Annotated in this window: 12 protein-coding genes; 5 read left to right on the top strand and 7 right to left on the bottom strand. The window is 62.0% G+C overall.

From position 1 onward, the window contains the following. Positions 1–39: 39 nt before the first annotated feature. The 3 genes from maiA to HH303_RS02230 form a co-directional block, all read right to left on the bottom strand. Positions 40–672, bottom strand: a complete 633-nt coding sequence (gene maiA / locus HH303_RS02240; protein WP_169623571.1) for a maleylacetoacetate isomerase — start codon at positions 670–672, stop codon at positions 40–42. 161 nt (positions 673–833) lie between these two features. Continuing rightward, entirely contained in the window at positions 834–3,950 is a 3,117-nt protein-coding gene (locus HH303_RS02235; RefSeq protein ID WP_169623570.1) for an efflux RND transporter permease subunit, read from the bottom strand. Between the two features lie 90 nt (positions 3,951–4,040). Further along, positions 4,041–5,210, bottom strand: a complete 1,170-nt coding sequence (locus tag HH303_RS02230) for an efflux RND transporter periplasmic adaptor subunit (protein WP_169623569.1) — start codon at positions 5,208–5,210, stop codon at positions 4,041–4,043. A gap of 153 nt (positions 5,211–5,363) precedes the next feature. Here HH303_RS02230 and HH303_RS02225 point away from each other — a divergent pair, with 153 nt between their 5' ends. After that, positions 5,364–6,029, top strand: a complete 666-nt coding sequence (locus HH303_RS02225; protein WP_169623568.1) for a TetR/AcrR family transcriptional regulator — start codon at positions 5,364–5,366, stop codon at positions 6,027–6,029. Here HH303_RS02225 and HH303_RS02220 read toward each other — a convergent pair. Then, positions 6,026–6,523 carry a MarR family winged helix-turn-helix transcriptional regulator gene (locus tag HH303_RS02220; protein ID WP_169623567.1) on the bottom strand — a complete coding sequence of 166 codons (498 nt, stop codon included), beginning with the start codon at positions 6,521–6,523 and terminating at the stop codon, positions 6,026–6,028. The two genes, HH303_RS02225 and HH303_RS02220, sit on opposite strands and share 4 nt — an antisense overlap. Before the next feature lie 238 nt (positions 6,524–6,761). Between HH303_RS02220 and ectA the strand changes: the two genes are divergently transcribed. From ectA to HH303_RS02200, 4 genes are read left to right on the top strand one after another with little or no spacing between them, the layout of a single operon-like run. After that, on the top strand, positions 6,762–7,313 hold the full coding sequence (ectA, locus tag HH303_RS02215) for a diaminobutyrate acetyltransferase (RefSeq protein ID WP_169623566.1): 552 nt from the start codon (positions 6,762–6,764) through the stop codon (positions 7,311–7,313). A gap of 47 nt (positions 7,314–7,360) precedes the next feature. Next, the gene (ectB, locus tag HH303_RS02210) at positions 7,361–8,635 is read left to right on the top strand and encodes a diaminobutyrate--2-oxoglutarate transaminase (RefSeq protein ID WP_169623565.1); all 1,275 of its coding nucleotides are present in this window, start codon (positions 7,361–7,363) and stop codon (positions 8,633–8,635) included. A 22-nt stretch (positions 8,636–8,657) separates the two neighbouring features. After that, complete coding sequence (locus tag HH303_RS02205; protein WP_169623564.1) at positions 8,658–9,050, top strand: ectoine synthase; 393 nt, start codon at positions 8,658–8,660, stop codon at positions 9,048–9,050. Between the two features lie 10 nt (positions 9,051–9,060). Next, complete coding sequence (locus tag HH303_RS02200) at positions 9,061–10,503, top strand: aspartate kinase (protein WP_169623563.1); 1,443 nt, start codon at positions 9,061–9,063, stop codon at positions 10,501–10,503. Here HH303_RS02200 and cdd read toward each other — a convergent pair. Genes cdd through HH303_RS02185 form a run of 3 tightly spaced genes read right to left on the bottom strand, consistent with a single transcriptional unit; the run spans position 10,500 to position 13,001 of the window. Next, positions 10,500–10,907: a cytidine deaminase gene (gene cdd / locus HH303_RS02195; RefSeq protein WP_169623562.1), complete on the bottom strand. Its 408-nt coding sequence runs from the start codon at positions 10,905–10,907 to the stop codon at positions 10,500–10,502. The genes HH303_RS02200 and cdd overlap by 4 nt on opposite strands. Before the next feature lies 1 nt (position 10,908). Continuing rightward, positions 10,909–11,883, bottom strand: coding sequence for an ABC transporter permease (locus HH303_RS02190; protein WP_169623561.1), 975 nt, complete (start codon positions 11,881–11,883; stop codon positions 10,909–10,911). After that, on the bottom strand, positions 11,880–13,001 hold the full coding sequence (locus tag HH303_RS02185; protein ID WP_169623560.1) for an ABC transporter permease: 1,122 nt from the start codon (positions 12,999–13,001) through the stop codon (positions 11,880–11,882). Before HH303_RS02185 ends, HH303_RS02190 begins: the two co-directional genes overlap by 4 nt. Positions 13,002–13,006 lie beyond the last annotated feature (5 nt).

Below are 13,006 nucleotides of genomic sequence, written 5' to 3'. Positions count from 1 at the left end.
TAACCGTCGGTCCGTCACTGTCTTTAACCGATTCCGGCCTTATTCGGCATCCGCCTGCCGGCCGGGGACCGCATCGGCGAAGGCGGGCAATTGGGCGCAGGCGGCGTCAACGGCCATCAGTTTCGGGAAGGCGGCCAGATCGACACCGAAACGCTTTGCATTTCCGATCTGCGGCACAAGGCAGATATCGGCGAGACCGACCGTATCGCCGAAGCAATACGGGCCGTCCTGATCCGCGATCAGCTTTTCGCAGGCGCCCAGGCCTTCGGTAATCACCGTCGCCGCCCAACCGTTTACGGCGGCCTCATCCAGGCCGTGACCGGCCAGCGCGAACAGAACCTTCAGATTCTGCACGGGATGGATATCGGCGGCGATGGCCAGCGCGAAGGCGCGCACTTTTGCCCGGGCGATCGGATCGGACGGTAGCAGGTGCGGTTCCGGAATGGTTTCTTCCAGCCACTCGATGATGGCCAGCGACTGCGTCAGCACGGTACCGTCGTCCAGTTCCAGCGCCGGGACGAGGCCCTGCGGGTTCAGTGCCAGATAGGCATCGCTGCGCTGGTCGCCGCGGCGCAGTTTATAGCTTTGATGATCCAGGGAGACGCCTTTCAGCGCGCAGGCAATACGAACGCGCCAGGACGCGGTGCTTCTGAAAAACCCGTGAAGTTTCATGATGCGTCTCTCCCGAATGCCGCCGTTTCGCGCCCGCGCGCCATCTTAGACAGTGTGCTGTCAAATTCCGATTACCTTACCGAGTCCTCTGCCGGGAAGCAAAATGAAAAGAGCGCGTCCGGGGGATCGCGCTCTTTCCAAATCAGGTTGTACGGTCGTGGTTATTCGACCGGAACGCCTTTCGCTTTACCGGGCAGGACGCGCCGGACCAAGACGAAGAACAGCGGCACGAACAAGACGCCCAGCAGCGTTGCAGACAGGGTTCCCCCCATGACACCCGCGCCGATGGCATTACGCCCCGCCGATCCCGCGCCGGAACTGAGAACCAGCGGCAGCACACCCAGCGTAAAGGCCATGGAGGTCATGATGATCGGCCGGAAACGCTGCCGTGCCGCCTGGACCACCGCCGTGAACAGCGGTTCGCCGCCGACATGCCGGTCGCGGGCGAATTCGACAATCATGATCGCGTTTTTCCCGGTCAGACCGATAACCGTCAGCAACCCGACTTGGAAAAACACGCCGTTGTCGAAACTGCCCAGCCACGCCCCGATCAGCGCGCCCAGTGCCCCGATCGGCATGGCCAGCATGACCGCGAAGGGAATGGCCCAGCTTTCGTACAGCGCCGCGAGGCACAGGAACACCGCCGCCAGCGACAGGGCATAGAGCAGCGGCGCCTGATCGCCGGATTGGCGTTCCTCATAGGACAGACCCGTCCAGGCGACGTTGAACCCGCCCGGCAGATTGGCGGCAAGGCGTTCGACCTCCGCCATGGCCTCGCCGCTCGTCACGCCGGGTGCAGGCGCGCCCTGCAACTGCATCGCCGGGACGCCGTTATAGCGGTACAGACCTTGCGGGCCGTAATGCCAGGAACCCTTGGCGAAGTTGGAGAACGGCACCAAGTCGCCGTTCGCGTTCTTCACCCGCCACCGTTCGATGTCCTCGGGATTGGATCGTGCGCTCGGTTCACCTTGAACGTAGACGCGTTTGATCCGGCCACGGTCGATGAAGTCGTTCACATAGTCACCGGACCAAGCGATACTCAGAACGTCGCGGACATTATCCGCACTGACGCCCATCGCCCCGGCGGCTTTCCAGTCGAGGTCGAGGCGATACTGCGCCGCGTCCTGCAAACCGCTGGGCCGGATATTCCCGATCAGCGGGCTTTGCGAAATCATACCCATCAACTGGTTGCGGGCTTGCAGCAGTTGTTCCTGCGTCTGACCGCCGCGCGCCTGAAGGTAGAAGTCGAAACCGCTGACATTCCCAAGCTCCAGAACGGTCGGGGGCACGACCGGGAACACAAAGGCGTCCCGGATTCCCATGAAGGCGCCGAAGCTGCGGCCCGCGAGGGCCTGGACGCTTTGGCCTGGCTCCTTACGTTCGGACCAGTCGCGCATCTGCACGAACCCGATACCCTTGTTCTGACCGGACCCGGTGAAGCTGAACCCGACGACCGCGAACATGGACGGGACGATCTCGGATTCCTGATCCAGCAGGTAATCCTCGACCTTCTTCATGGTTTGAAGCGTCCGTTCCGCCGTGGCGCCGGTCGGGGCTTCGGCGAGCGTGAACATGATGCCCTGGTCTTCTTCGGGCAGGAAGCCTGTCGGCGTGTTCAGGAACAGCCAGCCCATGCCGCCGACCAGCAGCAGATAGATCATGCCGATGCGGATGGGGCGACGGATGATACCGCCGACGCTTTTTGTGTAGCCGTTCTGGGTCCAGCCGAAGAATCGGTTGAACCAGCCGAGAGGGCCCCGCTTGATCGCGTGGGAATCCGACTTTTTCAGCAGGGTGGCGCACAGCGCGGGGGTCAGGGTGAGGGCGACCAGCACCGACAGCCCCATCGCGGAAACGATGGTGATGGAGAACTGGCGGTAAATAACGCCCGTCGACCCGCCGAAGAAGGCCATGGGCACGAACACGGCGGACAGGACCAGGGCAATCCCGACAAGCGCGCCGGTGATCTGACCCATGGATTTCCGCGTCGCCTCGCGCGGGTCCAGGCCTTCTTCTTCCATGATGCGTTCGACGTTTTCGACGACGACGATGGCGTCATCGACCAGCAGCCCGATCGCCAACACCATGGCCAGCATGGACAGTGTGTTGATAGACCCGCCCGTCGCCGCGATGATCGCGAAAGTGCCCAACAGGACCACCGGCACGGCAAAGGTCGGGATCAGCGTCGCGCGCAGGTTCTGCAGGAACAGGAACATGACCAGGAAGACGAGGACGATGGCCTCGCCCAGGGTCTTCACCACTTCTTCAATCGAAATCCGGACGAAAGGCGACGTGTCGTAAGGCACGACATAGTCGATGCCTTCCGGGAAGTATTGCGCGAATTCCTCGGTCTTGGCGCGAACCAGTTCCGCCGTGTCCAGGGCGTTCGCCCCGGTGGCCAACTGGATGGCGAGCCCTGCCGCCGGCTGACGGTTGTAGCGGGCGATGGTTTGATATGTTTCCGCCCCAATTTCGACGCGGGCGACGTCTTTCAGCAGGACGAGACCGCCATCGGTTTCGGCGCGCAGGACAATTTGTTCGAAATCTTCCGGCGTGCTCAGCAACGATTGCGCGGTAATGGTGGCGTTCAGTTGTTGGCCTTCGATCGCGGGCAGGGCGCCGAAAGCGCCGGACGAAATCTGCGCGTTTTCGGCGGAAACTGCCTTTACGATATCGCTCGGGCCCAGATTGAACGCCGCCAGTTTCGACGGGTCCAGCCAGATGCGCATGGCGTATTTCGACCCAAAGACGCGAACCTCGCCGACGCCTTCGATACGGCTGTATTCGTCGACCATGGACGAGCTGAGATAGTCCGACAAATCCGCCTGGGAATAGGAACCGTCGGGCGAAATCAGGCCGATCACCATCAGGAACCCGGCGGAGGATTTTCGCACGGTGATACCCTGACGCTGCACGGTTTCAGGCAATAGCGCGGTTGCTTGGGCCAGCTTGTTCTGAACCTGGACCTGCGCGATATCGGGATCCGTACCGGTATTGAAGGTGATCGTCGTTTCGGAGCTTCCGGACGCCGTGGAACTGGAGGAGATGTATCGCATCCCGTCCAGGCCGGTCATCTGCTGTTCGATGATCTGCGTTACCGTATTCGCGACCGTTTGCGCCGATGCCCCCGGATAGTTCGCGCTGATCGTCACCGACGGCGGGGCGATCTGCGGATACTGGGCGATCGGAAGGGTCAGGATCGCCAGCGTCCCGACCCCCATGATCAGGATGGAGATAACCCAGGCAAAAACAGGCCTGTCGATGAAAAAGCGTGCCATGATGGCGTTCCTTCATGTGGCGCGCGCAGGTCTTGTATGGCGCGCGCTGGTCGTTTCTTCGGGTGGTCCGCTCGTCGGTTCGCCAGATTGTCAGTTTGTTTCCGGGGCGGCCCCGACGGGCAGGCCTTCTTCCGGGGTGACGGTCGCGCCGGGGCCGGTCTTCTGGAAGCCTTCGATCACGATGCGGTCGCCGTCCTGCAATCCTTCGCTGACGATCCAGGTGTTGCCGCGCGCCTGCAGGACGGTCAGGGACCGTTCCTCCACGACGTTGTCGGCATTCACGACATAGGCGATCGGGTTGCCGCGCCGGTCGCGCATGACGCCCTGTTGCGGCGCCAGGATCGCGTTCTGGACCACGCCCTGGGGCATATCGACCTGAACATACATGCCGGGCAGCAGAGTCTGGTTCGGGTTGTCGAAGGTCATGCGCAGCGTCACCACCCCGGTCGTTTCGTTGACATAGGGTTCCGCCGCGGTCACTTCCCCGCGTTGGGGGTAGGCGCCGCCATCCGCCAGCAGCAGAGAAACGGAGGTGTCGGCACCCTGAATTTTGTCCAAGGTGTCGCCGCGCCGCCATGCCAGGATTTCGGCGGCGGATTGCGTCACATCGACATAAACCGGGTCGAGGGCACGGATGATGGCCAGCGGGTCCGCTTGACCGGAGGTCACGAGCGCGCCCTGGGTCGTCAGGCTGCGGCCGACCACTCCACGCAGCTGGGCGCGGATCGTCGTGCGGGCGAGATCGATTTCGGCGGTGTTAAGTTCGGCCCGCGCGACCTGAAGCGTCGCCGCATCGACGTCGCGTTGCGAGATCGCGGCGTCGAGCGCCTGTTGCGTGCCGACCTTGCGCTGGACCAGATCGGCGGCGCGTTCGGCATCCTTGCGGGACGCGGTATACCGTGCGGCGGCTTCGGCGACCTGCGCCTGGGCGGCGGCGACGCGCGCCTCATAGGTTGCGGCGTCGATCTTATAGAGCGGATCGCCGACGTCCACGGCCGCCCCTTCGTCGAACAGGCGTTCTTGGATCACGCCGTTCACCTGGGGACGGACTTCCGCCACGCCTGACGCGACGACACGACCCGGTAGGCGCGCGGTCAGGGTGACCTCCTGCGCTTTCAGGGTCATGACGGTGACGGCTTGTGGCGGGGGTTCTCCACCGGCGGCCTGGGCCAGCGCGTCGCTTGCCGCCGCAGGGGCGAAAAGCGGTGCGATGAGGAAAAGGGCTGTCGCGACACGACGGGTTTGCAGCAGGTCGATCATTGCGGGCTATCCGAAGAAGGGTGTAGGTTTCTTCACTTTATGAAACCGGAGCGTTTTGTTAATATGAAGTGCGTTGCGGCGCAAGTCTTTTGATGCAGCGCAATATGCAAACAGGAATACTGGTTCAAGATAGGGTTCGGGACAACGCCGGGAATGAGAAAAATCTGCGTGACGACGATTCAGGACACTTCCCAAGATCGCCGACGGGGGCGCCCCCAGGAATTGAGCCGCGAGGAAAGGGAGGCCCGTATCCTGGACGCCGCGGAACGCCTATTCAGCGAGGACCCGAAGGGCGCAAGCATGGACGCGATCGCCCATGCGGCGGGCATGTCCAAGCGGACCTTGTATGAAGTTTTCGATAGTCGGATCGCCCTGTTCGAAGGGGTGATCCGCCGCTTACGCAATAGTTTTCTGCGGACTTTGAAGGACAGCGAGCACGACTTGCCGGTTCGTCAGCAGTTGATGCGGGTATTCGAACCGCAACAGCATGGGCTGGATTTGAGCGTCCCGCTCGCCTTGCTGCGTACCATCATTATCGAAACGCCGCGCCACCCGGAACTGGGGGAAGCCTTGCTGCGGGAAGGGAAGGCGGCAGGCGATGCCTATGTCGCCGACATCTTGCGGGAGGCCGTGCGCCGGGGCGAGATCGATGTGCCTGATCCGGATCTCGCGGCCGAGATACTGGGGGACATGGTCTGTATGAACCCGTTGGAGAAGCTGCTGAGCCCGATTGATCTCGTCATCGAGAAAAAGGAATCGACCAAGCGTCTTGAGGCGGCAGTCGATATTTTCCTGAGCGGCGTTGCCGTAAAACCCTAACTCGCCTCTGATTCGGTTTGGACGCGCAGCATTTCTTCGGCTGTCAAAACGGCGGAAGCGTCGAGTTTTTCCGCGTCCAACAGGGATGCGACCCGTTCCAACCCCGCAACCAGCATGGATTGTTCCCAATCGGCCAGGGCCTCGAACCGTTCCCCGAATTTGGTTTGCAGGCCTTCCGGCGCATTGGCCAGCTTGTCGACTCCGTCGTTTGTCAGGGACAGCCACACCTGGCGTTTGTCGATATCGCCGCGACGCCGTTGTACCAGCCCCTTCTGGTCCAGCTTGTGCAGCAGGCTGGTCGTCGTCGCTTGGGATATCCCCATGCGGGACGCAATCGTCCCGGCGGGACATTCGCCTTCTTCCTCCAGGATGCGCAGCAGAAGCAATTGCGACACCGTCAAGCCGGTATCGCGGGTGACCAGCCGGTCATAGGACGCGGTGACCCTTAAAATGCTGCGCAGGACCGTGACCGCGTGTTTGCTGCGTTGATTCATGCCATCCCCCTTATCTGCCGCTGTAGATTAGAAGAATCCCGCATTTTCGCCAATTCATTTGCTTTCCATATCTAACTTTACAATTCCAATAAACTTTGATGACCAAACAAATCTATGAGCGCGGAGGGCCCAGAAAACGGCGATAAATGGCGGGTTTTCCAATCCACAAACTTTGGTCTTGCAATTTCGGGGAATAAAATTACTTTTACGACCAAATCAAACAGTGGAGGAGATTGTTATGCCCCGCGATGGGCTGATTGAAGACGTGTCGGTGAAACCCGATACCGATATCCAATTCGACAAACCGTCGGTCGACGACGGTTCGGATGTCTGGGCCTTGGTCCAGGACATCAACGCGCTGGACGACAATTCGATGTACTGCAACCTGTTGCAGTGCTCGCATTTCGCGGATACCTGCGTCGTCGCGCGGCATGAAGGCCGCCTTGTGGGCTGGATGTCCGGGTATCGCCCGCCGAAGTCGCCGAATACGCTGTTTGTCTGGCAGGTTGCCGTGCATCCGTCGATGCGGGGCAAGGGCGTGGCCGGACGTATGATCCGCTGGGTGCTGGAGCGCCCGTGGAATAAGGACGTGATTCGCGTGCAGAGCACGATCACACGGTCCAATGACGCGTCCTGGGCTTTGTTCCGCTCCGTCGCCGACCGCTATGACGCGGACCTGAGCTACGACGCGCATTTCGAGAAAGACCGTCACTTCGACGGCGAGGCACCGACCGAATACTTGGTCACCATCGCGCCGCTACAGCGCGCGGTTATCCGGCAGGCCGCATAAACCGGCGCAGCCTCCACCACAATCGATCTCAACGAACGGAGAAGAACATGACTTCCCCGACTACCATCTTTGACACCGTCGAATCGGAAAGCCGCAGTTATTGCCGCTCCTTCCCGACGGTTTTCACCGCCGCCCGCAACGCGACCCTGATCGCGGAGGACGGCACCGAATACACCGATTTCCTGGCCGGGTGCTCGTCCCTGAATTACGGGCATAACGACCCGGACATGAAACAGGCCCTGATCGACTATCTGTCCGCCGACGGCGTGGCCCATGGTCTGGACATGTTCACCGGCGCGAAACGGGCCTTCCTGGAATCTTTCCGGGATATCGTTCTGAAACCGCGCGGTATGGACTATCGCCTGCAGTTTACCGGCCCGACCGGCGCCAATGCGGTCGAAGCCGCGATGAAATTGGCGCGCAAGGTGACCGGCCGTCACAATGTCATTGCCTTCACCAACGGCTTTCATGGCGTGACCAATGGGGCGCTGGCCGCGACCGGCAACGGATATCATCGCGGCGGCAGCGGGATGCCGCTGTCCGGCGTGACGCGCATGCCTTACGACGGCTATTACGGGCCGGACATCGACACGGCGGCGATGATCGCCAAACAGTTGGACGATCCGTCCAGCGGCATCGACGCCCCGGCGGCCTTCATCGTCGAAACGGTGCAGGGCGAAGGCGGGCTGAACGCCGCGTCGCCGGAATGGCTGCGTGCCATTGCCGCCTTGGCGAAAAAGCACGGTGCCTTGCTGATCGTCGACGATATTCAGGCCGGGTGCGGACGCACCGGGACGTTCTTTTCCTTCGAAACCATGGGGATCGAACCGGATATCGTGACGCTCGCGAAATCGCTGTCCGGCATGGGCCTGCCCTTCGCCCTGGTGATGATGAAGCCGGAATACGACATCTGGGGTCCGGCGGAACACAACGGGACGTTCCGCGGCAACAACCATGCCTTCGTCACGGCGCGTGAAGCGTTGGAGAAGTTCTGGGCAACCTCCGCCTTCATGGGTGAGGTGCAGGACAAGGGCGATCTGCTGCACAATCGTCTGTCGGCGATTGCCGACCGCTACGGCTTCAGCCTGCGCGGGCGCGGCATGTTCCGCGGCATCAATACCGGCGACGGCGATCTGGCGGCGGCGATCTGCAAATCGTGTTTCGAACAGGGGCTGATCATCGAAACCTCCGGTCCGGAAGACGAGATCGTCAAGGTCCTCGCACCGCTGACCATCCCCCGCGATCAATTCGAACGCGGCCTGGATATCCTCGAGGAGGCGTTCGACCGTGTTCTTACCAAACAAACGGCTAAAGCCGCTTAACCGAAGAAGAAGGAAAAAGACAATGATCGTGCGCAACTTCAACGATGCGAAACAGACCGACCGCCGCGTTTCCGCCGACGGCTGGGAAAGCGTCCGGCTTCTGCTGGCCGATGACGGGATGGGGTTCAGCTTCCACATCACGACGATCCAGGCGGGCGCGAGTCTGACCTTCGAATACAAGCATCACTTCGAAAGCGTCTATTGCATTTCCGGCACCGGGTCGATCGAGGACCTGGCGACCGGCGAGGTTCACAAGATCGAACCGGGCACGATGTACGCGCTGGACAAGCATGACCGCCATATTCTGAGCGGCGGGACGGAGCTGGTCCTGGCTTGTTGTTTCAACCCGCCGGTGACCGGACAGGAAGTCCATCGCGCCGACGGGTCTTACGCACCGGCCGACGAGGCCGCTTAAGAGGACCGTTATGGCACAGCACACTGTTGAAAAGATCGGCGGTACGTCGATCGCCCGCACCGACACGATGTTGGACAATGTCCTGATCGCGGGCCGGTCCGGGTCCGATCTCTACAACCGCATTTTCGTGGTTTCCGCCTATGCCGGAATTACGGACGCCTTGCTGGAGCATAAGAAGACCGGTGAATCCGGCGTCTATGCCCTTTATGCCGATAGCGAAAGCGACTGGGCTTGGGGCGATGCGTTGAGCGAGGCGCGGTCCAAGATGTTCGCCGTGAACGCCGAAATCTTCGGCGACGGCACGGCGCGCACCGTCGCGGACAACTTCGTGAAGGAACGCGTGGACGGTGTTCGCGATTGCCTCATCGACCTGCAACGCCTCTGCGCGTCGGGTCACTTCCAAATCCGCGATCACCTGATGACCGTGCGCGAGATGTTGGCCTCCCTTGGGGAAGCCCATTCCGCCCACAATACGGCCTTGCTGTTGCGGGAAAATGGCATTCGCGCCCGCTTCGTCGATCTGACGGGCTGGCGTCAGGATGAGGATCTGCCGGATTTCAATACGGCGGTGGATCAAGCCTTCGCGTCGGTCGATCTCGAAACCGAACTGCCGATCGTGACAGGGTACTGCCGCTGCCGGGAGTCGCTGGTCCGCAGCTACGACCGCGGCTATACCGAAGTGACCATGTCCAAGGTCGCGGTTCGGACAGGTGCGGCGGAAGCCATCATCCACAAGGAATTCAATCTGTCTTCCGCCGATCCGAAACTGGTCGGGGCGGATAAGGTCCGCACAATCCGCACGACGAATTACGATGTGGCCGATCAGCTGTCCAATATCGGGATGGAGGCAATCCATCCCAGCGCGGCCAAGGGCCTGCGGCAGAGCGGCATTCCGCTGCGCGTCCGCAATGCCTTCGAACCTGCGGATCCGGGCGCGGCGATCCGGGAAGATGCCGATGCCGCCGAACCGGGCGTCGAAATCGTGGCGGGCCGCAAGACGGTTTATGCTCTGGAGGTGTATGAACCCGACATGGTCGGGGTCAAGGGTTACGACGCCGCGATCCTCAGCAGCCTGAAGCGGCACCGCGTCCACATCATGGCGAAATCGTCCAACGCGAATACGATCACGCACTATCTGCATGGTTCGCCCAAGGCGGTGCGCCGCGTGGAACGCGATCTGGGCAGCGAATTTCCGGGTGCGCGGATTTCGACGCGGACGGTCGCGCTGGTTTCCGCCATCGGCCGGAATATCGCCAAGCCGGGGATGCTGGTCGCCGCGCTTCAGGCGTTGGAGGAGGCCGGGGTCGAACCGCTGGCCATCCATGATCTGATGCGCAAGGTAGACTTGCAGATCGTCGTCAATCAGGAAGACCACGATGCGGCGATCAAGGCCCTGCATAAGGGGCTTGTGGAAGACTCCGTCGCCAACGACACGCTGAAACAGGCGGCTTAAAGGTTTTCCGGCCCGAAGCTTTCGGGCAGCAATTCGCCCAGCGTGAATGTCTTGCGCAGGCCGTTGGGGCCGCAAATGTGGATGGGTGTCGCCGGTTCCGCGAATTCGCGGATACGCTGGCGGCACCCTCCGCATGGCGTGCACAGGGGCTCGTCCGCCGTACCGTTCCCGCCGGATACCGCAATCGCCTTGATGCGGTGGCCGCCGGCGGCGACCATGGCGGAAATCGCCCCCGCTTCGGCGCAGCTGCCGACCGGATAGGCGGCGTTTTCCACATTCACGCCGGTATGAATCGTCCCGTTTTCGTCCAGGATGGCCGCGCCGACGGTGAATTTCGAATAGGGAGCGTAGGCTTTCGATTGGATAGCGACCGCCGCCGCGACCAGAGTGTCCTTTGCCGACATCTCAATGTTCCTTCACGTAAGGTTCGCCGATCGCCTTCGGCGGCACGGCGCGTCCGAAGAACCCCGCCAGAAGGACGACGGTCAGGATGTAGGGCAGGATCAGGATCAGATCCACCGGCGTCTGTCCGATCAGCGGCAATTCCACGCCCTGCATGCGCGACGATGCGGCCTCCAGGAAGCCGAACAGCAGGCAGGCGCCCATCGCCGACCAGGGCCGCCACTTCCCGAAAATCATTGCCGCCAGGGCGATATAGCCCTTGCCGGCGCTCATTTCCCGCACGAAGCCCGCGCCATGGGCCGTCGACAGATAGGCCCCGGCGATACCGCAGAGAATGCCTGCCAGGATGATCGCGCGATACCGCAGCCAGGTGACGGAAATCCCGGCGCTGTCGACCGCTTCCGGCACTTCGCCCACCGCGCGCAGGCGCAGGCCGAACCGCGTCTTGAACAACAGCCAGGCGACCAAGGGAACGCTGATCAGGGCGATATAGACGATCAGCTTATGCCCGCTGAGCAATTCGGAATACAGCAGGCCGATCAGCGGCACGTCGCGCAGGGCGTCCGCGAAGGGCAGGATGATCGGGCCGAAGCGTTCATCCGCCGACAGAGGCGGGGTCTGGCCGCCCTGACGGAAGGCGGCGAAACCGATCGTCACCGTCAGTCCGGATGCCAGGATATTCACGGCAAGGCCGCTGATGATCTGGTTGCCGCGATGGGTGATGCAGGCAAAGCCGTGGATCAGCGCCATGGCAACGGACACCACGATCGCCATGCCCAATCCCATATAGACATTGCCGGTGACGGTGGAGACGGCGGCGGCCGCAAAGGCCCCGGACAGCAGCTTGCCTTCCAGCGAGATATCGATGATCCCGGACCGTTCGGACAACAATCCGGCCATGGCGCACAGGATCAGCGGCGTGGCGAGGCGCAGCGTCGCGTCCAGCGTCAGGATAAAGGGCAGGAGGACTTCGTTCATGCCTGGACCTCCCGACGGGGACCGACGCTCAACCGGGCGAAGAGCCGCGCCAGCGGCGGATTCAGCATGTAGGACAGCGCCCCGGAAAACAGGATGATCAGCCCCTGGATCAAGAGGACCATTTCGCGCGTAATCGTCTGGAATTCGAAATCCAATTCCGCCCCGCCTTGATACAATGCGCCGAATAGAAGGCTCGCCAGCACGATCCCGACCGGATGATTGCGGCCCATCAGGGCGACGGCGATCCCGGTGAAACCGTATCCGGCGGTGAAATTCAGAACCAGCCGGTGGTTCACGCCGACGACTTCGTTCACGCCCATCATTCCGGCCAGCGCGCCGGATATCAGCATGGTGACGACGATGGTCTTTCCGACCGGAATCCCGGCATAGGCCGCCGCCGGTTCGCTCTGTCCCAGGGTGCGCAGGCTGTAGCCGAAGCGTGACCGCCAGATCAGCACCCAGACGAAAACGCAGGCGGCGAGCGCGAGGACGAAGCTTAGATTGAGCGGTGTGCGCGCCGCCTCGATGCCGATCCCGTTCAGAATTTCATGGATGAAGGGGATGAAGGAAGACGGTTCGAAAGTCCGCGACGCGGGGGAACTTTGCCCCGGCTGCATCAGCACCCCGCCCAAGAGCGACACCATCACCCCCGCCGCGATGAAATTGAACATGATCGTCGTGATGACGATATGACTGCCGCGGTAGGCTTGCAGATAGGCGGGGATCAAGGCCCAGGCCGCGCCGAAGACGGCGGCGGCGGCGATGGCCAGCGGGATGGTGACGAAGCCGGGCATGACCTGATCCAGCGCCAGACAGACCAGCCCCGCGCCCAGCCCGCCGATATAGGCCTGCCCCTCCCCACCGATATTGAACAGCATCGCGTGATAGGCGACCGCGACGGCCAATCCGGTGAAGATGAAATTCGTCGTATAATACAGCGTGTAGCCCAGGCTGCCGTCATAGAAGAACGCGCCCTTCACCATGACGGCGACGGCGTCGAACGGGTTTTCGCCGATCGCCGCGATGACGAGGCCGGAAACGACCATCGCAATCATCAGGTTCAGGACCGGCAACAGGCCGATATCGGCCCAGCGGGGAAGGGGGGGCGTGCTGCTCATCGTAT

It is taken from the genome of Pacificispira spongiicola (assembly GCF_012926505.1).
Classification (GTDB): domain Bacteria; phylum Pseudomonadota; class Alphaproteobacteria; order UBA8366; family Aestuariispiraceae; genus Pacificispira; species Pacificispira spongiicola.
This window is presented reverse-complemented; position numbering and strand designations above follow the sequence as displayed.